Annotated in this window: 21 protein-coding genes; 9 read left to right on the top strand and 12 right to left on the bottom strand. The window is 59.9% G+C overall.

Annotated elements, in window-relative coordinates:
• The first annotated feature begins 133 nt into the window (after positions 1-133).
• The gene (locus tag GA0061103_RS26800) at positions 134-1,783 is read left to right on the top strand and encodes a dipeptide ABC transporter ATP-binding protein (RefSeq protein WP_167376657.1); all 1,650 of its coding nucleotides are present in this window, start codon (positions 134-136) and stop codon (positions 1,781-1,783) included.
• Between the two features lie 31 nt (positions 1,784-1,814).
• Here GA0061103_RS26800 and GA0061103_RS26805 read toward each other — a convergent pair whose 3' ends face one another.
• On the bottom strand, positions 1,815-2,594 hold the full coding sequence (locus GA0061103_RS26805) for a beta-keto acid cleavage family enzyme (protein ID WP_092716576.1): 780 nt from the start codon (positions 2,592-2,594) through the stop codon (positions 1,815-1,817).
• Between the two features lie 86 nt (positions 2,595-2,680).
• Here GA0061103_RS26805 and GA0061103_RS26810 point away from each other — a divergent pair, with 86 nt between their 5' ends.
• From GA0061103_RS26810 to GA0061103_RS26840, 7 genes are all read left to right on the top strand, one after another.
• Positions 2,681-3,571, top strand: a complete 891-nt coding sequence (locus tag GA0061103_RS26810) for a MurR/RpiR family transcriptional regulator (protein ID WP_092716577.1) — start codon at positions 2,681-2,683, stop codon at positions 3,569-3,571.
• The gene (locus GA0061103_RS26815) at positions 3,568-4,896 is read left to right on the top strand and encodes an aspartate aminotransferase family protein (RefSeq protein ID WP_092716579.1); all 1,329 of its coding nucleotides are present in this window, start codon (positions 3,568-3,570) and stop codon (positions 4,894-4,896) included. Before GA0061103_RS26810 ends, GA0061103_RS26815 begins: the two co-directional genes overlap by 4 nt.
• 444 nt (positions 4,897-5,340) lie before the next feature.
• Positions 5,341-6,084, top strand: coding sequence for a glutamine ABC transporter substrate-binding protein GlnH (gene glnH, locus GA0061103_RS26820; protein WP_092716581.1), 744 nt, complete (start codon positions 5,341-5,343; stop codon positions 6,082-6,084).
• A 59-nt stretch (positions 6,085-6,143) separates the two neighbouring features.
• A complete protein-coding gene (gene glnP, locus GA0061103_RS26825; protein ID WP_092716583.1) occupies positions 6,144-6,800 on the top strand; it encodes a glutamine ABC transporter permease GlnP in 657 nt (218 codons plus the stop codon).
• Entirely contained in the window at positions 6,797-7,525 is a 729-nt protein-coding gene (glnQ, locus tag GA0061103_RS26830) for a glutamine ABC transporter ATP-binding protein GlnQ (protein ID WP_092716585.1), read from the top strand. Before glnP ends, glnQ begins: the two co-directional genes overlap by 4 nt.
• Complete coding sequence (locus GA0061103_RS26835; protein WP_092716587.1) at positions 7,515-8,561, top strand: C45 family autoproteolytic acyltransferase/hydrolase; 1,047 nt, start codon at positions 7,515-7,517, stop codon at positions 8,559-8,561. Before glnQ ends, GA0061103_RS26835 begins: the two co-directional genes overlap by 11 nt.
• Before the next feature lie 10 nt (positions 8,562-8,571).
• Entirely contained in the window at positions 8,572-9,504 is a 933-nt protein-coding gene (locus GA0061103_RS26840) for a MurR/RpiR family transcriptional regulator (RefSeq protein WP_092716588.1), read from the top strand.
• Between the two features lie 432 nt (positions 9,505-9,936).
• Here GA0061103_RS26840 and GA0061103_RS26850 read toward each other — a convergent pair whose 3' ends face one another.
• The 10 genes from GA0061103_RS26850 to GA0061103_RS26895 all read right to left on the bottom strand — a co-directional run bounded on the left by GA0061103_RS26850 (position 9,937) and on the right by GA0061103_RS26895 (position 19,585).
• Positions 9,937-10,980 carry a DUF4365 domain-containing protein gene (locus GA0061103_RS26850; protein ID WP_092716592.1) on the bottom strand — a complete coding sequence of 348 codons (1,044 nt, stop codon included), beginning with the start codon at positions 10,978-10,980 and terminating at the stop codon, positions 9,937-9,939.
• A gap of 12 nt (positions 10,981-10,992) precedes the next feature.
• On the bottom strand, positions 10,993-11,526 hold the full coding sequence (locus tag GA0061103_RS26855) for an NADH-quinone oxidoreductase subunit B family protein (protein WP_092716594.1): 534 nt from the start codon (positions 11,524-11,526) through the stop codon (positions 10,993-10,995).
• 12 nt (positions 11,527-11,538) lie between these two features.
• Entirely contained in the window at positions 11,539-13,050 is a 1,512-nt protein-coding gene (locus tag GA0061103_RS26860; RefSeq protein ID WP_092716595.1) for a hydrogenase large subunit, read from the bottom strand.
• A gap of 14 nt (positions 13,051-13,064) precedes the next feature.
• Positions 13,065-14,528 (bottom strand): hydrogenase 4 subunit F, encoded by a 1,464-nt coding sequence (locus GA0061103_RS26865; RefSeq protein WP_092716597.1) that lies wholly within the window; start codon positions 14,526-14,528, stop codon positions 13,065-13,067.
• Positions 14,525-15,190 carry a hydrogenase-4 component E gene (locus GA0061103_RS26870; RefSeq protein ID WP_092716598.1) on the bottom strand — a complete coding sequence of 222 codons (666 nt, stop codon included), beginning with the start codon at positions 15,188-15,190 and terminating at the stop codon, positions 14,525-14,527. Before GA0061103_RS26870 ends, GA0061103_RS26865 begins: the two co-directional genes overlap by 4 nt.
• A complete protein-coding gene (locus GA0061103_RS26875) occupies positions 15,190-16,146 on the bottom strand; it encodes a respiratory chain complex I subunit 1 family protein (protein ID WP_092716600.1) in 957 nt (318 codons plus the stop codon). Before GA0061103_RS26875 ends, GA0061103_RS26870 begins: the two co-directional genes overlap by 1 nt.
• Positions 16,137-18,158 carry a hydrogenase 4 subunit B gene (gene hyfB, locus GA0061103_RS26880; RefSeq protein ID WP_092716602.1) on the bottom strand — a complete coding sequence of 674 codons (2,022 nt, stop codon included), beginning with the start codon at positions 18,156-18,158 and terminating at the stop codon, positions 16,137-16,139. Before hyfB ends, GA0061103_RS26875 begins: the two co-directional genes overlap by 10 nt.
• Positions 18,155-18,457, bottom strand: coding sequence for a helix-turn-helix domain-containing protein (locus GA0061103_RS26885; RefSeq protein ID WP_092716604.1), 303 nt, complete (start codon positions 18,455-18,457; stop codon positions 18,155-18,157). The genes hyfB and GA0061103_RS26885 overlap by 4 nt, the downstream gene beginning before the upstream one ends.
• A 202-nt stretch (positions 18,458-18,659) precedes the next feature.
• Positions 18,660-19,157 carry a hypothetical protein gene (locus tag GA0061103_RS26890; protein ID WP_141694475.1) on the bottom strand — a complete coding sequence of 166 codons (498 nt, stop codon included), beginning with the start codon at positions 19,155-19,157 and terminating at the stop codon, positions 18,660-18,662.
• 86 nt (positions 19,158-19,243) lie between these two features.
• Entirely contained in the window at positions 19,244-19,585 is a 342-nt protein-coding gene (locus tag GA0061103_RS26895; RefSeq protein WP_245304877.1) for an ATP-binding cassette domain-containing protein, read from the bottom strand.
• A gap of 51 nt (positions 19,586-19,636) precedes the next feature.
• Between GA0061103_RS26895 and GA0061103_RS26900 the strand changes: the two genes are divergently transcribed.
• Positions 19,637-20,395 (top strand): SDR family oxidoreductase, encoded by a 759-nt coding sequence (locus GA0061103_RS26900; RefSeq protein ID WP_092716608.1) that lies wholly within the window; start codon positions 19,637-19,639, stop codon positions 20,393-20,395.
• Positions 20,396-20,498: 103 nt separating this feature from the next.
• On the opposite strand, the gene GA0061103_RS26905 is transcribed toward GA0061103_RS26900, so the two are convergent.
• Entirely contained in the window at positions 20,499-21,332 is an 834-nt protein-coding gene (locus GA0061103_RS26905; RefSeq protein ID WP_092716610.1) for a DeoR/GlpR family DNA-binding transcription regulator, read from the bottom strand.
• Between the last annotated feature and the right edge of the window lie 98 nt (positions 21,333-21,430).

Below are 21,430 nucleotides of genomic sequence, written 5' to 3' on the forward strand. Positions count from 1 at the left end.
ACCGAGCTTCGATCGAGCGTCTGCGAGCGCTTACATTGCTGATGTACGGCGGAGTCAAAAAGCCGGCTAGGCATATTTTTTCATATAGTCTATGTATTTTGTAAATTAATATCGCAACGTGGAGCCGAGGACCGTGCCGAACAACGAAAAACTGGTCTCACAGCCACCAATTCTGGATATCCGCGGGCTGTCCATTTCATACCGAACCGCGGCAGGATCGAAGCCGGCGGTTTCCGATATTTCCTTTTACATAAGGCGCGGCGAAGTGCTCGGACTTGTCGGCGAATCCGGATCGGGAAAAAGCTCCGTCGCGATGGCCGTCCTCAACTATCTACCCGCCGCGACGAGCGTTTCGGCAGAGAGAATTGATTTCGAGGGCCGCGATCTGCGCGGCAATTCATCTCGCGCGTTGCGCAACTTGCGAGGTTCAAGAATTTCCGCCGTCTATCAAAACCCCGGAGCGGCCCTGAACCCGGCCCTAACGATTGGCCGACAGATCACCGAAATTCTGCAGGCACATCTGCAGATATCGATGCGGGAAGCGCTCATTCAGGCGGTGCGGCTGCTCGAAGCCGTGCATATTCGCAACCCACGGACCGTTCTCAAACAATATCCGCATCAGATTTCCGGGGGAATGCAGCAACGCGTTCTAATCGCGATGGCAATCGCGCTGAAACCTTCGCTTGTCGTCCTCGACGAGCCGACCACAGCTCTGGACGCTAGCGTTCAAAGCGAGATCATCACTATTCTCGGTGAGCTTCGCCGCGATCATGACACCGCCTTCCTTCTGATAAGCCACGACATTCACCTCGTCCGGCAATTGGCAGACCGCATTGCGGTCATGCAGGATGGGCGCATCGTCGAAACAGGGCCGACCGAGCAGGTCCTTCAAGCGCCGGCTCATTCGTATACGCGCCACCTGCTTCGCAACGTCCCCTCGCTGGGGTCCCCCAGCTCCGGAAAAGAGCGGTTGGCCGATGCCATCACTCCTAAAATCCCCATACTGCAATGCGCCAATCTCGTGCATTCGTTCGGTGGTCGCAGGGTTTTGGACGGCGTCACCTTCGAGATCGCAGCCGGCGAAACCTTCGGATTGATCGGTGAATCCGGCTCCGGCAAGACGACCCTGGCAAGGATCGTTGCTGGTCTTCAGCCGGGCCACTCCGGTCAGATCACATTGATGGGCAACGATATCGGAAAAGTGGTGGAGCGCCGTTCGCCGGAGCAGCGACGCAATCTTTCGATGGTCTTCCAGTCGCCGGATCGCACCCTCAATCCTCGTCTTAGGCTATCACGTATTCTCAAACGCGCCTTGCGCGAAGATCGACACGGCGCGGACCGGATTTCGGAAATGCTGAGGGCCGTCGGTCTTCCGCAAGACTTCGCCAGACGGTTGCCGCGCGAGCTGTCAGGCGGACAACGGCAGCGCATCGCAATCGCGCGTGCCTTTGCGGGCAAGCCTCGCCTGGTCATCCTGGACGAACCCACATCCGCTCTGGATGTCTCGGTGCAGGCTCGCATCCTCGATCTGTTGCAGGAGCTCCAATCCGCACATGATACGGCCTATCTTTTTATCAGCCACGATCTGAGGGTGGTGAGGCAAATTGCCAAGCGTGTCGGCGTTCTTTATCGCGGACAGCTCGTCGAATGCGGTGCCACCGAAGAGGTATTTGCCAATCCGAAGCATCCTTACACGCGTCAGCTTCTATTGACGCTGGCTTTCCAGTCTTCGTCGCCTGTTCAGACAAGTTCGCCGTGGAGATCCTATGCCGCGAGCCTATGAAGCTGATCGGCGCTCCGTTGGATCGATAGCGCTAGCCCCGGAGCCCCAGATACTGAAGCGCGGTTTCCACGTCACGCACGAGATCCGCGTTTGACGACGCCAAACTGCCGTCTGCCCTATAGAGATTGTTCTCGAAACCGACACGGACATGTCCCCCCAGAAGCGCTCCGGCGGTGACGCATGCCGCTTCGTAACGACCGAATGCGCAGACGCTCCAGTGGGAAAAATGCGGCTGATCCGGCGCGAGAAAGGGTAAAAGGTCTGCTGGTGCCGACGTCTGTCCAACAGCGTAGCGTCCGAGCACATAGAGCACAGGCACATCATCGAACGTCAACAGGCCGCGTTGGTGATACTCGGCCAGGCGAATCGCCTCAGCAGGCTCGTAGAGGATGATCTGCGGCAATATTTCCTCGCGGCGCATCCAGGCAAGCAAATCCGCGAAGGCAGCCTCGTGGGAGGCATCCGGAACAAGTTCGCGCAACGCCAGCGACGCGGCCTGCGGGCGCACGGCCTTCACGACGGCAATCTGTTCGGCGGGCGAGTAAATTCCCAATGCCTCGCTGGTGATCTGGACTACCATTCTGTCCCCCACCTCGGCGCGGATTGCGGCAATCGCAGCCTTGTAGGCCTCGGCATCCAGTAAATGCGTGCCGTCCGGATTGCGGACATGGACATGGATCATCGATGCGCCTGCCTCCAGGCATTCGCTCGCGGTGCGCGCCAGTTCAGCGGCCGTCATGGGAATGGCGGGATGATCCTGCTTCGTGCGGCGCCCACCATTCGGAGCAACGGTGATCGTGGTCTGTTGCATAGCACTTCCTCTGGATTCATGTGTTTCATATTAACCATAATGAAACATACGTTGCAATAATGCCGCGTAGAGGATACAAATCCACTATGGAAAAAACCCCTCTCGAAGAGACGATCCTCGCAGCCTTCGAAGGCATGTCCGCGCAATTGCAGGCGGCCGCCCGCTATATTCTCGACCACCCTCGCGACATAGCGCTGCTTTCGATGCGCGAGCAGGCGCGACAGGCGAGGCTGCAGCCGGCAACGATGACGCGGTTGGCCAAGCATCTCGGCTTTGACGGTTACGAGGACATACGGTCGCTCTATCGCGCTGCGGTTCGGGGCGACGCACCGAACTTTGCGGGACGCGTGGGCGAGCAGGCGCAGCACCAGAAGCTGAAGGGCGACCAGTTTCTCGCCGGCGAGATGCTGATGACCTTCGGCAGACAAGCGGCAGTACTTACCGAACCGGATTCACTTGCTCGCATCACCGAGGTCAGCGCCCGCATTTCGGCGGCGCATGAGGTCTATTGCCTCGGGCTGCGCTCCAGCCATGCCGTGGCCTGGCACCTCAACTACATTCTCTCGCTCATCGGAAAACGTTCGACCTTGCTGGACGGGATCGGCGGGACCGGGGCCGATCCGATCGGACGCGCCGGGCCGCAGGACGTGCTGGTGGCGGTGAGCGTCCTCCCCTATACGCGCGCCACCATCGAGATCTCCGATTATGCCCGCGAACGCGGCGTTTGCCTTGTCGCCATCACCGACAGCCCGGTTGCGCCGCTAGCGCAGTCCGCCGACACGGCCATCATTGTCCCGACCGACAGTCCGTCCTTCTTCCACAGCATGGTGCCGGCTTTTGCAGCCGCCGAAATTATCGGCGCGCTCGTTGCCGGGCATGGCGGTGACGAAACGCTTTCGGCGCTGCGCGAATTCGACAAACGCCTTGCTGTCCTCGGCACGCATCTCACATCCCGCAATTTCAGGAAAACACCGTGACCCACCTGCTTCATCGATCCATTCATGCCAGCCTACCGGTCGCCGTGCGCGGCGAAGGCATTCATCTGTTCGATGCCGACGGCAAGGCCTATATCGACGCCTCCGGGGGTGCTGCCGTTTCCTGCCTGGGCCACGCCCATCCCGACATGCTTGCCGCACTTCATGCACAGCTCGACCGGATCGCCTATGCCCATACCGGCTTCTTCACGACAGACGTCGCCGAAGAACTGGCAGACAGGCTCGTCGCCGATGCGCCGGAAGGCCTCGATCACGTCTATCTCGTCAGCGGCGGATCGGAGGCGGTGGAAGCGGCGCTGAAGATGGCGCGGCAATATTTCGTCGAGAAGGGTGAGCCGCAGCGCCGTCACATCATTGCGCGCCGACAGAGCTATCACGGCAACACGCTTGGAGCACTGGCAACGGGCGGCAACGAATGGCGGCGGGCACAGTTCAAGCCGCTGCTGATCGAAACGCATCACATCGATCCCTGCTACGCCTATCGCCTGCAAATGCCCGACGAAAGCGACGAGGCCTATGCCGCGCGCGCCGCTGGCGAACTGGAAGCGAAGATCCTCGAACTCGGCGCCGATCAGGTCATCGCCTTCGTCGCCGAAACGGTTGTGGGCGCAACGGCCGGTGCCGTCCCGCCGGTCGCCGACTACCTGAAACGCCTCCGCGCCATCTGCGACAAATACGGCGTGCTGCTGATCCTTGACGAGGTGATGTGCGGCATGGGCCGCACCGGCACGCTGCACGCCTGCGAGCAGGATGGCGTCTCGCCTGACCTTATGACCATCGCAAAGGGCCTTGGTGGAGGATATCAGCCAGTCGGCGCAGTGCTGCTGTCGAAGCGCATCTTCGATGCCTTCGCGCTCGGATCCGGCTTTTTTCAGCACGGCCATACCTATATGGGCCATCCGATGGCCGCCGCCGCAGGGCTTGCCGTGCAAACCATCCTGAAGCGGGACGGCCTGCTCGGCAATGTCAGGGACATGGGGAACCATCTGGAAGCATACCTTGTCGAGCGGCTGGGCAACCACCACCATGTGGGCGACATTCGCGGCCGAGGCTTGTTCCGTGCCGTGGAACTGGTGGAGGACCGGGCGACGAAGAAGCCGTTCGACGCCGGGCTGAAACTCAATGCCCGGATCAAGAAAGAGGCCATGACACGCGGTCTGATGGTCTACCCGATGGGCGGCACCATCGATGGACAGAACGGTGATCACGTTCTGCTTGCGCCGCCTTTCATCGTTGTAAAAAGTGACGTCGAGGCAATTGTCGAGAGATTGGGAGACGCCATCGAGGCCGCGATCGCCTCCATCTGAGCGCCGGAAATCGACTGGCAATCTCTGAAGAAGCCAGCGCTATCCCGTAGCGCGGGCTTTTGCATGCTCGGCATCCCCGACAGCGAGGCGGAACACAATTATTTGATCCGATTGTTGCATAACCACATCATAGGATTCATTTGTATCACCATTAGGCAATGCGCCTTCATTTTGGGCGGAATTCCGAAGTCCAGAGGCGATCGCCATAGGCCGAATTCTAGCAACGAATTGATCTTCAACATATTTTTTGAGACACTCACATCGAGGCTCACTTCTGTCCGGCGAGAGCGAAAGCGAGCAACGCCTATCCTTCAGGCATCTATTTCAATGCATGGAATCTTTCCGTGCAAATTTTCAATGCGACACTTCAGCAAAAGCATTGTACATTTGCACATAGCGCCAAAAAAGCAAACTTCGGGCGCATTTAAGATAAGGGGAATTTCCATGAAACAGCGTATTCGTCATTTGCTGATCGGTGCCTTCGCCGCCGCCCTCTCCTTCAGCCCGGTTCTGGCCGCCGATCTGATCGTCGCCACCGATACCGCCTTCGTGCCGTTCGAATTCAAACAGGGCGACAAATATGTCGGCTTCGATATCGACCTATGGGATGCGGTCGCCAAGGATATCGGCGTCAGCTACACGCTTCAGCCGATGGACTTCAACGGCATCATCCCGGCTTTGCAGACCAAACAAGTCGATGTCGGTCTTGCCGGCATCACCATCAAGGACGAACGCAAGAAGGTCATCGACTTTTCCGATGGCTATTATGACAGCGGCTTCCTGCTGATGGTCCCGACCGACAGCAAGATCACCGGTCCCGCCGATCTGAAGGGCAAGACGCTGGCGATCAAGACCGGCACGTCGGCCGCCGATTACGCCAAGGCCAATTTCAAGGACACGGAACTGCGCCAGTTCCCGAATGTCGACAACGCCTACATGGAACTCCAGACAGGCCGCGTCGACGCCGCCATGCATGATACGCCGAACGTGCTCTATTACATCAAGACGGCCGGCGGCGGAAAAGTGAAGGCCGTCGGCGAACAGATGATGGCGCAGCAATATGGCATCGCCTTTCCGAAAGGCAGCGACCTCGTCGCCAAGGTGAACGCCTCGCTCGCCAAGCTCAAGAAGGACGGCACCTACACGGCCATCTACAAGAAGTGGTTCGGCGCCGAGCCGAAGCTCTGATCGCCCGGTAGCCTCATGCGCGTCGGTTTTGCCGACGCGCAGTCCACGGGAGTATTCCAATGCAATTCGACTGGTCGGTGGTCATCGATGCACTGCCCGCCCTTCTTGGCGGTGCTCGCTTGACCGTTCTCATCGCCCTTACGGGTCTTGTCGGCGGCATCGCCGTCGGCGCCGTCGCAGGCTTCATGCGCGCCTATGGCAACTGGCTGCTCAATGCCATCGCCTTCATCTATGTGGAGATCATTCGCGGCACACCCATCGTCGTGCAGGTGATGTTCATCTATTTCGCCTTGCCGATGCTCGCCGATATACGCGTCAATCCCATGACGGCAGCGATCACCGCCATCGTCGTCAACGCTGGCGCCTATATAGCGGAAATCGTTCGCGGCACGCTGCTTTCCGTCAGCAAGGGCCTCCAGGAAGCCGGGCTCGCGCTCGGCCTGCCGATGTGGAAGGTGCTGGCCTATGTCGTCGGGCCGATCGCCTTTCGCCGCATGATCCCGCCGCTCGGCAATCAATTCATCGTCAGCCTGAAGGACACGTCGCTCTTCATCGTCATCGGTGTCGGCGAATTGACGCGGCAAGGACAGGAGATCATGGCAGCCAATTTCCGTGCGGTCGAGATCTGGACCGCGGTCGCCATCCTCTACCTCGTCATGACCGGCGTCCTGACCTTTGCCCTCCGCTTCACCGAAAAGAGGATGCGCATCCTATGAGCATCGTGGAATTCAGAAACGTCACCAAGACCTTCGGCCCGATCACCGTCCTCAAGGATGTCAATCTCAACATCGAGGCCGGCCAGGTCGTCGTGCTGATCGGTCCGTCCGGCTCGGGCAAGTCTACCCTTCTGCGCTGCATCAATGCGCTGGAGGAAATCGACGGCGGTGACCTCGTCGTCGACGAGATCAGCGTGCGCGAGGGGCGTTCGCGCGTGCGCCTCATCCGCCAGGAAGCGGGCATGGTATTCCAGCAATTCAACCTTTTCCCGCAGATGACGGCGCTGGAAAACGTCGCCTTCGGCCCTCGCCGCGTTCGCGGCCTCGGCAAGGTCGAAGCAACCGAGCAGGCCAAGGCACTCCTTGCGAAGGTGGGGCTGGCGGAGCGAGGCCATCACTACCCCGCCGAACTATCGGGCGGCCAGCAGCAGCGCGTAGCGATCGCCCGCGCGCTCGCGGTGAAACCGAAACTGATGCTCTTCGACGAGCCGACCTCGGCACTCGATCCTGAACTTCGCCAGGAAGTGCTGAAAGTCATGCAGTCGCTCGCAGAAGAAGGCATGACGATGATCGTCGTTACCCACGAGATCGCGTTTGCCCGACAGGTCGGCACACGACTGATCTTCATGGAGGGTGGCAAGATCACGGTCGACGGCAATCCGGCCGCCCTGCTCGACAATCCCGAAAATCCCCGCCTTCGTGAGTTCCTCCAGCATGTCCATTGATAGATCCCACCGGCTCTCCGGCATCGAGATCGCCGGCGAGCCATTCGAAATCGGCCTTCAACTCGGCCGCCACGGCGCGGGAACAGTGCATTCGCATCTGGTCCGCACCCACGCCTGGGCATATGTGACCAATTCCAAAGATGATGATCGCGTGCAGGCCGCGCGGCGACTGACCGAGACGCTTTTTCCTCGCTATTTCGAGGAATTGCTTGGGCTTGCTGCCGGCCTGGAATTGCCGCTGGAGGATGTTTTCGCCTGGAACTGCCGTGGCGACATCTGGGCCATGAGCCCGGATGGCTGCACGACCGTGCAAATCCCCGGCGCCGAACCCATCATTGCGCATAATGAAGACGGCGACCCCGGCCTGCGGCGCGGCTGCGCGCTTGCGACCGCACGCCCATCTGAAGGCCGGGCCTTTACGGCATTCGTCTATCCAGCGTCCCTTCCCGGACACACCTTTGCCGTCAACGAGGCCGGCCTGGTCGTGACCGTCAACAATATCCGCTCCCGCGAGACCGGCTGCGGCCTGCCGCGCATGGTCGTGACCCGGGCGCTTCTCGATTGCGGTTCGCTGGACGAGGCCGTCGACCGGGTAAGGACCGCACCGCGCGCCGGCGCTTTTCATCTGACGCTTGCCAGGTCCGGGGAAGCCGATATCCTCAGCATGGAATTCACCCATAAAAATCTGTCCGTCCAGACCGTGCGCAGCCCCTCCAGCCATGCCAATCACCTGATCCATGGCGGTACCCGCACCGAACATCAGGTCGTCACCGGTTCTTCGAACTCGCGCCAGGAGCGCGCGGATGCAATGATCTCGGAAGCTCGCGCGAGCATCGATCCTCTCGCGATCCTTCGCGATACGACGCAAAGCGCCTTACCGATCTATCGCCAGCAACCTGACGATCCGGATAACGAAAACACGCTGGCAACCGCCTGCTTCAAGATCGGTACGGACAAGGTCGATTGCACGATCTATGATGGAAGCAACCCTGCTCCGCGCTTCCGCTTCAAGAGCGATGCGCTCAGTCCCGCATGAGGCAAGATGAATGACCACGCTAAGCGCATCGAAAAGCTCCCCCCGTCCACAGACACTTGAGGAGCTCCGGGCGCTGACGGTGGACATTAGACGCGGCAACACCGATCTTTCGCTGGGGGGAAAGGCGCTCGGGGTTCTCTCCCGGCTGGTCGATACGCCTGAGCAGACGGCAGTCCGTACGATTTCCGAGCTCGCCGACGGGCTCGGCATCAACCCATCCACCTTGACCCGGCTCGCCAAACGCCTGGGTTATGGCGGCTTCGGGGATTTTCAGGATGTTTTCCGGGAAGCCATTTCCGATGATGGGCGCTATTTCTACAGCCGACAGGCTGGCCGTCTGATCTCGATCAAGGAGGAAGCCGACGAGGAAATCCATGTTTTCGAGAAGCTGGCGGCTGAATCGAAAGCCAATATCGACGGCTTTCTTGCGCAGCTCGACGGTCTCGAACTCCGGACCGCGGCCGATAGGCTCGCCCATGCGAAGCGCGTGCGCGTTTACGGCGTGCGCCAGTTCCACGCTTTTGCGAGTTTTTTAACCTACGGGCTGGCAATGTTGAGAAGCGACGTCGCCCTGCTCGATGCGCCGCGCCTTGGCGAAGCGGAGGGACTTGCCCAGCTCGAGCCGGGCGATGTTCTTGTCGTTTCAAGTTGCGCACCCTATACGCGCAATGTCGCGGAGGTCGCAGCCCTCAGTTCGCGCCGCGGGCTTGACGTGATCGCCGTAACCGATACCCGATCTTCCCCCCTCGTCCCACCCGCCCGGCATGCATTTCTGGTGCCACATGCAAGCAGCTTCTTCAGCAACAGCATGGGTGCCTATATCGTCTTCTGCGAGGGATTGCTGAACCTGGTCGCCAGAGTGCTGGCCGATAGTGCTATCGATGCCCTTGCTAAACGTGAAGCGCTGATACGCGATCTTCGGATCGAGATCGACCGCGACTGATGTTTGCGTCCTGAACCGCAGCTCTTGAGGTTGTCGAAAGAGCTCGCTGCGAACAGTAGACCTTGATCGTCTATCCGGCCCGCTCGATGCAAAGCAATCGGTTGTTCCGACCACTTTCCGCTGATTTGAAACTCCAATCCAGCTCTATCACGAGCTATCCGAGGAAACGGCATCGAAGCTCTTGAACAGGTACGGACCGACGATCCCGATATTCCTAGCGGGCTCCTTCCCGTTGGCCACCGGCGGGTTCTGGGCAGAACTGACGGAACAGGAGCAGACCACGTTTCTCGTCGACGACCAATCAGCTAGCGCGGAAAGGCATGGTCACCAGCGCCGGGTCCGCGACCATCTGGTCCTCATGTCCCATCTCTGACAATTTGTCGTGTTCCGCGTTTTGTCGGTTTAACAAGAAGTTGCCAGGATTTTAACGACTTAACCTGTCCAATTGCTAGGGCGCGAGTGCATTTTTCTCCTTCGCCAAAACTCTCGCTCTTCTTCTTTCGTGATGAATCCATCTGATTCCGGAGCTAACGGTTCCGTGTCTTCAGGAAAACCTGCCTCCAGGAAATTCTCCGCCTCGAGATATGCATAAGCTTCAGGTCGCAGTTCTACCTCCAAGACGTGTACGGCGATCTCACCGGAATATTCCGAAATCGGCTCGGCATAAGAATAGGTTGCCCAAGGGAAAAGCTTGGTCATGATCTTCTGAAGACTATACCCACGAAGACAATAATCGACCCAGACATCCGGCTCTTCCTTGTGGCCTTCGCCGATATAAATGCGCAGATTGCAAAAGATCGCCGTTTTATCACCCCACTCGTCCCACACGAAAAACGTCGTCTGATCCTGCATTTCCAACATCAGCTCGTGATCAAGCACAAAGGCAGAGCGCATCAGCAATTCCGGATCAGTTGTCGTGACCTCCTCGAAGAAGAGCCTGGCCGAGGCATCAAGCACGTTGGTCGCCGGTATGACAATCGACCAGTCCGCCTCCGTGACCTCGCACAACCACTTCTCAACCCGCTGCCAAAATATCAGGCCGCTTTCGGGATCGACAATGATCGCCCAGACCGCTAGCGAATGCCTCGTCCAGTAGTCGAAGTGCTTCTTCTCTCCGCGATAGATGTAGTCTCCATGCCTTTTATTCGCGAACGATACGGGTCTGATTTGCAGCGGCAAAAACCGCCCTGTCGGCCAGCCGTCATCGAGGATTTCGACGCGCGCGTCGATGCCGGTTTCCGAACTCGGCAACCTACGGAAAGCCCATTTTAAATCCCGAAGAAAAACCTTTTCGACAGCGTCAACGGCAAGGCGAATAGCGGGATCTGTCGAATGATCGCTCAGCGTCCTGTCGTGCAGTCGCCGCGGTGACGACCCCGGCGGAAAAACCAGGCGCCGAATGGTCGCCATGAGCGCAAGCATCGCCGAGATCGGAGCGCCTATTGCGATAAATCCAGCCCGGAGAAGTCGACCCATTGAAGCTTGCCGTTACGACGCGCGGCCTCCTTTGTTCACATGGTCAAGCAGTGCCAGCAAGCCTTTGAGGATATCCGTCGGTGACGGCGGACAGCCGGAAATGTGCAAGTCGACGGGCACGACCTTCGAAACCCCGCCGACCACGGCATAGCTCCCGGCAAAGCAACCGCCATCGCGCGCGCAGTCGCCCAACGCAACGACCCATTTGGGTTCCGGCGTTGCATTGTATGTCCGTTCGAGGGCCTCCGCCATATTCTTTGTCACGGGACCAGTGACCATAAGCACGTCGGCATGACGTGGCGAGGCCACGAAGCGGATGCCAAATCGTTCGATATCGTAAAATGCGTTGCTCAGAGCATGCATTTCGAGTTCACAACCATTGCAGGAGCCGGCATCGATGGCGCGGATTGCCAGGCTGCGACCGAGCCTGCGGCGCGCTTTACTGTCCACGGCGGCTGCGAGCTCCTGGGCTGCTGCATCAGCGCTCACGGGTGCAGGTTCCGTCAGAGGCGGCCGGATCAGGCTTTGGAACAGGAGCTTGCGCATGGTCTCTTGCCTTTACAAATCATGCCCCGAATACGAGCAGTTGAATGACTTGTTGCAGAGCGGAAAGTCGGCGACGATATTATCTTTGATCGCAGCCTCCAGCAGCGGCCACTGAAACCAGGAGGGATCGCGCAGATGGCAGCGCTCGATCCTGCCCTCAGGCATAAGGCGCAGCCATGCCAGGATGTCACCGCGGAATCCTTCGACAAGAGCCACACCCTCTCTGGATTCATTGACAGGCGAAACATCGGAAAGAACCGGGCCGCCCGGCAGCTGGCCGAGAATTTGTTCGATGAGCGACAGGCTTTGCTCGACTTCGCGAATGCGGATCCATATCCGGGCGTTTACGTCGCCGTCGCTGAGCAACGGTACATCGAAGGTCAATTCGCCGTAGGGTGGGTAGGCAAGGTTGCGTCTGGTGTCGAAGCTGCGGCCGGCTGCCCGCCCGACAAAGCCGCCTGCGCCATATTGGGCGGCAAGCTCGTTACGCACCGTGCCCGCGCCGACCGTTCGGTCCTGAAGCGAGGCGGTATTGTCGTAGAGTTCCACCAGGGCGGGGAATTTCCGGCTGAGCTCGGCATGCAACTCCCGTAAGCCGGCCTTTGCGTTGCCGTCGAGATCGGCGGCAACGCCGCCAGGCAGGATGCGGTCGCGCATCAGCCGGTGCCCGAAGGCGGCGTAGGCAGCGCGCAGTACCTGCTCGCGCAACACCGCGCAATGGGCGAGCATCAGCGCAAAGGCGGCGTCATTGCAGATCGCGCCTATATCTCCGAGGTGGTTGGCAAGCCGCTCGAGTTCGGCCATCAGCGCGCGTAGCCAAACGGCGCGCGGCGGCACTTCGAGCCCAAGGGCCGCTTCCGCCGCCCGCGAGAAGGCATAGGCATAGGCGACGCTGCTGTCGCCGGATGTCCGCCCGGCAAGCTGTACCCCACGAGCCAGATCGACGCCCGCCATCAGCGCCTCGATCCCCTTGTGGACATAGCCGAGCCGTTCCTCGAGGCGAATGACGGTTTCACCGTTGGCCGTGAAGCGAAAATGCCCGGGCTCGATGATGCCGGCATGCACCGGCCCGACCGGGATTTGATGCAGGTTCTCTCCATCGACAGGCAGAAAGGCGTAGGAATATTCGGAGACGGGTGCGCCGTGCTGTCCCAATGGGAACCGCAGATCCCAGCGGCCGTGGTCGATCCATGGCCTGCCATCCGGCAATCCCTCGGGCTCCAATCCCGTCAGGTCGCGGAGCGTTCGCTCCAGGCGTAGCGCCGGCGGATGATATTGCGCGATGGAAGGGTAGCCATTCTGCAGCTCCTCAAGGCTGAGGACGGCGGTCCTGTCGGCTTGTTCGTCGAGCAGCGCCATATGCACAGCATTGCGCTCGCCCCAGAGGCCGAGCATCGTCAATTGTCCTTCCGATAGCCTCAAGGCAGCCGATATCCAGGCGGCAGAATCGACAACGGCACGTGGCCACGGCCCGTGATACGAAACCCGGCGGCCATTTTGCAGGAGATCATCTAACATCGACATAGTCCGACCTCGCATCATCGAAGTAGATTGGCGATATGCTGAAACCAGGCAACCATCGGCGGCGGCAGGTAGATTCCGGCTCCAAGCACCAGCACGAGATGCAGGAACATCGGCAGGTAGGATGCTTCGGCCGGGGCAGTGCTGCCGCGCGGTTGACCAAAAATCGCCCCCGTCAATCGCAGCAACAGAGCGCCGAAAGCGATCAGCAGCCCAAAGACGAGCGGAATGGCGAGCAGCGGCTGCTTCGCGAAGGTGGAACTGACGATGAGGAACTCGCTCATGAAGATGCCGGCCGGCGGCAGGCCGGCAATGGCGATGACGCCCGCCAGCAGGCCCCAGCCAAGCCCCGGATGCGTTTCGGTCAGGCCCCGGATGGCCGAGAGCCTCTGCGTCCCCTTGATCTGGGCGATGTGACCGACGGCAAAGAAGATCGCCGACTTGGTCAGCGAATGCATGACCATATGCAGCAGTCCGGCGAAATTGGCGAGCGAGCCGCCGAGACCGAAGGCGAAGACGATGATGCCCATATGTTCGATCGAGGAATAGGCGAACAGACGTTTTATGTCGCGACGGCGATAGAGCATGAAGGCGGCGAAGATCAGCGAGATGAGCCCCATCGTCATCATGAGCGGCCCGGGGCTAATTGCTTCCGGGCTGGCGGCGAGCAATATCTTGAAACGCAAAACGGCGTAGAGCGCGACATTGAGCAGCAGGCCGGAAAGCACTGCCGAGATCGGTGTCGGCCCCTCGGCATGCGCGTCTGGTAGCCAGGCATGGAGCGGCGCAAGTCCGACCTTGGTGCCGTAGCCGAGCAACAGGAAGATGAAGGCGAGGTTGAGAAGAGCCGGATCGAAGCCGGCGGCGTGTTCTACCAGCGTCGTCCAGACCATGGCGTCGTAGCCTGTGCCGACAACGGCCTGAGCGGCCAGATAGACGAGAATGGTGCCAAACAGCGCGAAGGCGATACCGACGCTTCCGAGGATGAAATACTTCCAGGCCGCTTCCAGTGCCTCATGGGTGCGGTAGATGCCGACCATCAACACGGTGGTCAGCGTCGCAAGTTCCACCGCCACCCACATCAGACCGATATTGTTCGACACGAATGCGAGATTCATACCAAACATCATGATCTGATACATCGCGTGGTAGAATCGCAGGTTGGCGGGCGTCAAACGGCCGATCTCCAGTTCGTGGGCGATGTAGCCGGCACTGAAGACGCTTGTGGTGAAGCCGACGAAGGCATTCAGGACGATAAAGACGATATTGAGATCGTCCACGAGCAGATATCGGCCCGGCGGCAACCGAGCGCTGAAAAAAAGCAAAAGCGCGGCAAGCAGCGTCAGAAGGCTCGCGACGACGTTCAGTCGCGCCGTCATGCGGTAGCCGGGCAGGAACGCCAGAAGGGCGGCGGCAACGATCGGAATGACAAGGACCGCCGTCACCGCATCAAAGCCGAGAATGGAGGGGGGAGCGTTCATTTCTGTCGCCTCCCCTTGAAATCGTCGAGCGCCCGGACGTCGACCGTGTCGAAGCGCTCGCGGATGCGGAACAGGAAGACGCCGATGACGATGAAGGCGATCAGGATCGAGAAGGCGACGCTGATCTCCACCACCAGCGGCATGCCCTTGGCGCCGGTCGCCGCCAGGACCAAGCCGTTTTCCAGCGACATGAAGCCGACGACCTGGCTCACGGCATTGCGGCGCGTGACCATGATCAGCAGTCCCAGCAGCAGAACCGACAGGGCAAAGGCAAGATCCTCGCGTGCGATCGGATCGGCCGACGGCGTCACCCGCAGCATGACGACCGTGGCCAAGGCCACAAGGCCCAGGCCGACGAGCATGGTGGGGCCGACGCCGACGACAGTCTCTATCTCGCGATGGATGCCGAGCTGGCGGATCATGCGATGCAGCACCACAGGAATGATGATCGCCTTGAAAATGAGAGCGATCGCCGCCGTCACGAAGAGATGCGGCGCATCCTGGATGAGAGCCTGCCAGGCAACCGACAGCGTCAGCACCAGCGAATGCAGCGCAAAGACGTTCAGCAGCGCATAAAGACGGTCCTGATAGAGCATCATCATGCTGACGAGCACTAGGCCGCCGGCGAGCATGTGAGCGATGTCGAAGACCGACCCGGTCATCAGAGCCCCCTCGACACGAAACGCAACAGGGCGGCGAGCAGACCGAGCATCAGCGCGGCACCGAGGAATTCCGGCACACGGAAAACACGCATCTTGGCGGTCGCGGTTTCGAAGAGCGCAAGCAGGGCGCCACCCGCTGCCAACTTGGCAAGATAGGCGGACAATCCGATCAGGTAGGCAATCGGTCCGGCCCCGAAAGCGACCAGCTTCCAGGGAACGAACAGGCAGGCGATCAGCGAAATGTAGAGCAAGAGCTTGAGCGACGCCGCAAGCTCGATCATGGCGAGATGCCGTCCGGAATATTCGAGCACCATGGCTTCGTGCACCATGGTCAATTCCAGATGGGTCGCAGGATTGTCGACGGGAATACGGGCATTTTCGGCAATCGCGACCATGATGAGGGCGATCAGGGCAATCGCCAGCGAGACGCGCAACCCCACCTGCGGCGAGGTCATGAAGGCGGCGATGGCAGAGAGCTGGGTCGAGCCGGCCACCAGGGCAAGCGTGAAGATGATGAGCAGCATCGACGGCTCGGCCAGTGTCGCAATCATCATCTCGCGGCTCGAGCCGATGCCGCCGAAGCTGGTGCCTACATCCATGCCGGCGAGCGCCAGGAAGAAGCGCGCACTGCCAAGCAGCGCGATGATGGCGATCAGATCCGCAGTCCAGCTGAAGAGGAGGCCGGTGGCGAAGGTCGGGATGATGGCGGCAGCCACCCATGTCGCGGCGAAGATCAGATAAGGTGCTGCCCTGAACAGCCAGGACGCATTCTCCGCAACCACTGCCTCCTTGCGCAGAAGCCGGACAAGGTCGCGATAGGGCTGTATCGGAGAAGGCCCACGCCGGCGCAGCAGCCGGGCCTTGAACATGCGCACAACGCCCGTCAGCAGCGGCGCCAGCAGCACGACGAGCGACATCTGGAGGGCCTGGGCGAAAAGGGCAGATATCATGACCATAGCGCCAGCACCAGAAGCAGGAGGACGAGCGTTATGAAGACCAGGCTCAGATAGCGCCGGATTGTCAGGAATTGCAGATGGTTGAGTTTTTCCGCTGCAAAGCCGACGGCGCCGACGATGGGCAGGTAGAGACCTTCCCAGATATAATCGTGCATTTCCAGGGCGAACCGTGCGGGTCGGAGATCGCCGGGCGGCGGCATCGTGACGCGGTCGCGCGCGCGAAAGATCAGCGTGCCGAAGACGCGCCGGATGGGCTGGGCGAAACTGCTGGCGCTATATTGCGTTGCCGGGCTGCTCACCGGAAAGCCGCAATCCCAGGCCGGCGCTCGTCGGATACGCCGCGAGCCAAAGCGATGGACCAGATAGGCCGTGAACGACGCCGAAAAGAGAATGAAGAGGAAAACGAGCAAGCCGTTATAGGAGCTGCGAGCTTCGGCGATCGGCACGATCGACAGCCACGGAATATCCGTCTGTACCGGCATCCGCTGGCCGATCAGCAAAAGCGTCAGCGGTGCAAGTGCATCGATGACGACCCCCGGCAGGATGCCGGCGGCAAGGCAAAGGAAGGCCAGCACCGACATGGCGGCGAGCGAAAAGCGATCGACCTCCATCGCCCGTTCGGCCGGCAGGCTGCGGGCACGGCCAAGAAACGTCACACCGAACACCTTGACGAAGCAGGCAGCGGCAAGGGCGGCGGCAAGGGCGAGCAGACCGCCCACGGCCGGCACCAGCAGCTTCAATCCCCATTGCGGCAGCGCCGGGCTCTGCAGGACGGCCTGAAATGCCAGCCATTCGGAAACGAAACCATTGAAGGGAGGAAGAGCCGAGATGGCGACACAGCCGACGAGAAAGACCAGGCCGGTCACCGGCATGCGATGAATGAGCCCGCCGAGTTTTTCCATGTCCCGCTCCCCGGTTGCCGTCAGCACCGCGCCGGCACCGAAGAAAAGCAGGCTCTTGAAGAATGAATGGTTCAGGACATGGAACAGGGCGGCGGTCAGCGCCAAGGCCGCCGCCAGTCCCATGCCGCTCGCCTTGAAGGCAAGCGCCAGACCGAGGCTGACGAAGATGACGCCAATATTTTCAATGGTGCTGTATGCAAGCAGGCGTTTGAGATCGCTCTCCATCAGTGCGTGCAGAATGCCGAGTACCGCGGTGATGCCGCCGATCGCCAGGACGACGATGCCGAACCACCAGGCTGGTGCGCCGACCAGATCGAAAATCACGCGGATGAAGCCGTACACTGCGACCTTGGTCATGACGCCGCTCATAAGCGCCGACACATGACTGGGGGCGGCCGGATGCGCTCGCGGCAGCCAGACATGCAGGGGCACCAGTCCAGCCTTGGATCCGGCACCGAGCAGCAGCAAGACGAGCACCAGGGCGGAGGTCAGCGGCGCGTGTTCGGCGGCACGCATGGTGGCAAAACCGTAATTGCCATCCGACCCCGCCAGCAGACCGAAGGCGAGCAGGAGAGCGAGCGTGCCGAAGCTCGCCATGACGATATAGAGATAGCCGGCTTTCCGGTTGCCGGTATCGCGATGATGGGCCATCACGAGCGCCCAGGAGGCGAGCGACATGAACTCCCAGGACATCAGGAAGGTGAAGGCGTCATCCGCGAGGATCACGAGATTCATGCCGGCGACAAAGGCCGGGAAGAACGGCAGCACCCGATGCGGCGCATGTTCGTGACGGCCGTAGCCGAGCGCATACAGGCTCGAAAGCATGCCGCCGAAATTGACGACGGTTAGAAAGAAGGCGGATAGCGCATCCAGACGAAAATGACTGCCGAGCCACGGCAGGCCGATCGGAAGCACGAGCGTAGATGCAGAATTGGGAGAAACTACCGTGGCGAGTGCGCCGATCGCTACGGCAAAGGCGATTGCCGACAGACCGAAGCTTAGGCCATAGGTGAGCGTCGTTGCCTGTTTCGACCGGGCGATGCAGACCGCAAGGACTGCCGTTGCAAGCAGGAAGACCGAGCACAGCAGGATCGCGGCCGGGGAGATCATGAGCGAGGTCCCGTTCCTCGTCCGAGCGATCCCGGCGCTCCGCTCTCCGACCGCTTGGTCTTCAGCCTGACGCCGCGCCCTCCATCCGGGCTGACCGCGCCTTCGCTGATCACCTCAATGCCGGCTTCGTTTAAAGCCGCCAGCAATCGCATCAGGGAATCAACATTGCCGCGCACGACATCGGGGCTTGCCTCCATCCGTTGGATTGTCGGAACGGATACCCCCGCCAATTCCGCGAGTTGGCGCTGATCTATACCAAGAAGGGCTCTTGCGGCACGCATCTGTGCGGCAGTGATCATGGCGGAACCATCACTTATGCTTCATAAGCTCTGATGTTAGCAGTTTAGCGCATGCTTACTGATGTATCAAATCACATTTATGATGCGGTATCTTCACACAAAGCCAAAAGCTCACTTCTGAGAACGCTCTGCCGAGTGGTAAGCCAAATCGCCATCGTTTCGGACAGTTGGCCGTCGTAGGAGACCGGTAACTTTTCTGGGGTCAGACGGCGCGCAGGAGTGGTGGCCTGGGTTTGAATATTAAAGGCACGTTCTGTTCTGGCTGTCGAAACGGCGCCTGCAAGCGATTGCCAAGTTCGCCGCTCAGCGCGGCCGTCCGGACCTGCATGAGCATGTTCGCACCGTGAAGCGACCGTCGCATTGCTGTTTCTTGACCATCCGCTTGCCAACAAGCGAATTTACCGCCGACTCGGCAAGCGTCGTAGCGAGGCGAAATCCGGCTCGGCAACGCTTTCCGTCGCCGATGATCGCACCACGGTTGGAACGTGTGGCAATCCGGGCAGTCCACGAAAAGGGAGTAGGTTTCTGCCTCGTGGTTCACAACCGCGCTCTGCAGCGCCGCCATGATCTTCTTGTCCTCTTCGACCGAAAAGCCGACCTCTCCATCGAACGGGTGCTCCCAGCTCTTATCGATCCGGACTTCCTGACGACAAACGTCGCCGGCCTCGTTCTTCCTCGCAATCGTGATCGTCCATTTCACCACCGGCCCTCCTTGAGCTATGCCCGCTATTTAGCGGTTTCACCAAGGCGTTCTAAGACTCCAGGCTCGACGGTTCGATCATCAGTTCACACGCTACAGCGTCTGTGCGTTATCGCAATGATCGTCATCTCCTCTCCTATCAGGCGCAATTGCTCCATTATTTCCGCTTCTGTTTGATCGTCCAGTGCCGAGCTTGCTTCATCCATAAGTGACAGAGAGGGTTTGCTGTAGATCGCCCTCGCTATCGCTAGTCTTTGCCGTTCGCCGCCCGAAAGCCTAAGCCCATTCTCCCCAACGACCGTATCAAAGCCATTCGGCATCTCGTGAATGCGCTCCAGAATCGCTGCCCTGGCTGCGGCTTTCTCCAGATGCTGCCGATCAAACAGTCTTCCCAGGACTATATTCGTCCCGAAACTGTCGTTCAGCATCAGAATTTCTTACGGCACCATACCGATCCTCGCGAACCAGGCAGCTCGCTGATGGACCTACGGATTTCAGGCAAAAGAGCTTTGGTCCTGGGTGCAAGCCGCGGTCTTGGCGCAGCGATTGCGCATGGGCTGGCAGCAGAGGGCGTCAATGTGCTCGCTGCAGCCCGCACGACGGGAAACAGTGAAATTTCACCTCTCATCACCCGCATCGCGGTCGATCTGGCCGATCCCGATTCGGTCGCGGTGCTCAAGGAGCAGCTGCACCTGCAAGGTGGTATCGATATCCTCGTCAACAATTCCGGGGGACCGAAAGCCGGCCCTGCCATCAATCAGTCACGGCAGAGCTGGCTTTCCGCCTTCGATGCCATGGCTGCTTCGATCTTCGAGATCACCGACGCAGTACTGGAAGGGATGATCGCCCGCAAATGGGGCCGGATCATCATGATCGGTTCATCGGGTGTGCAGCAGCCCATTGCGAACCTCGCTCTATCGAACAGCGTCCGTGCCGCCGTCGCCGGCTGGTCGAAGACGCTTGCCGCCGAGGTCGCAGGTCACGGCATCACCGTCAACATGATCTTGCCGGGACGCATCGATACCGACCGGGTGCGCGAGCTCGACCATCTGCAGGCAGAAAGGAATGGGAAATCTCTTGCGGCAGTGCAGGAGGCGTCGAGGCAAGGGATTCCTGCGGGTCGCTACGGCAGACCGGAAGAATTCGCCGCCGTTGCTGTCTTCCTGGCCAGTGAACAGGCGAGTTATGTCACCGGTTCGCAGATCCGCGTCGACGGGGGAATGATCAAGGGGCACTAGCATGGAATTCAAAACCAGCCTGTGCACGATATCGCCGAGGTATAGGAAGCAAATCGTAATCCGTCGGAACCACCTCAGCATCGAAATGGCCACGGGCGGGCCATCACTCCTGCTCTGAGGCGATCTCGTCAACATACGGTGCGATGATCAGTTCCGGTGCAATATCATCGTACTTTGCCCGCTCATCGGGATGCAGGCCTTCATCCGTTATGATGCGGCTTATCCTGTCGATTGGAACAGTGCGGTAAATTGCCCGACCGCCAAACCGGCTGCTATCGATGAGAAGCGTCGTTTCCACGGCAGCATCGATCATCGCTCTCTGCAGTTGGACAAGCTCGAGGGATGTATCGCTTGCGCATTCGGCGTCGACCGCCTGAGACGACAGGAAAAAATGATCGCAACGCAGTTCCCGGACAAAATTGATGGCGCTTTCGCCGAGAAGCGCATAGGCGCCCGGTCGGCAAATACCACCCGGAACCACGAGCTTGATGTGCTCCTTGTTCGCGAGAACATCCGCCACATGAACATCATTGGTCACGACCGTCAGCGGTATGGTCAGCTCGGCCACGACATAGGCGAACTGGTGCAGGGTCGAACGAGAATCGATGAGAACGCTTTGTTCGGGCTGAAGCAGCTTTGCTGCCGCGACAGCAATCGCGCGCTTCTCCTCGACGGCCGTCTGGCGCGCTTCATCGATGAGTTGCTCGAACGTCGTATTGCGACGGACGCGCACAGCCCCGCCATGCGTTCGTTTGAGAATGCCCTGGGAAGCCAAATAATCGAGATCGCGGCGTATGGTGGAGATGGACGTATTGAGCCGTTTGGCGAGGTCCTGGCTGGACGCCACCTGATTGCTGGCAAACCACTCCATGATCTTCTCCCGCCGTTCAGCCGGCAGAAAATCCTCCGCTCCCTGGACTTCGTCGGTTTCAGTCAATGATCATTCCCATCTCGTTCAACGTTCGGCATCCTTATAGAGGCCTGGCGACAAAACGGAAAGCGAGTGCATATGGCAGTCCTCCAGGATGCAGAAAG

It is taken from the genome of Martinezella multihospitum (assembly GCF_900094585.1).
GTDB lineage: Bacteria > Pseudomonadota > Alphaproteobacteria > Rhizobiales > Rhizobiaceae > Rhizobium > Rhizobium multihospitium.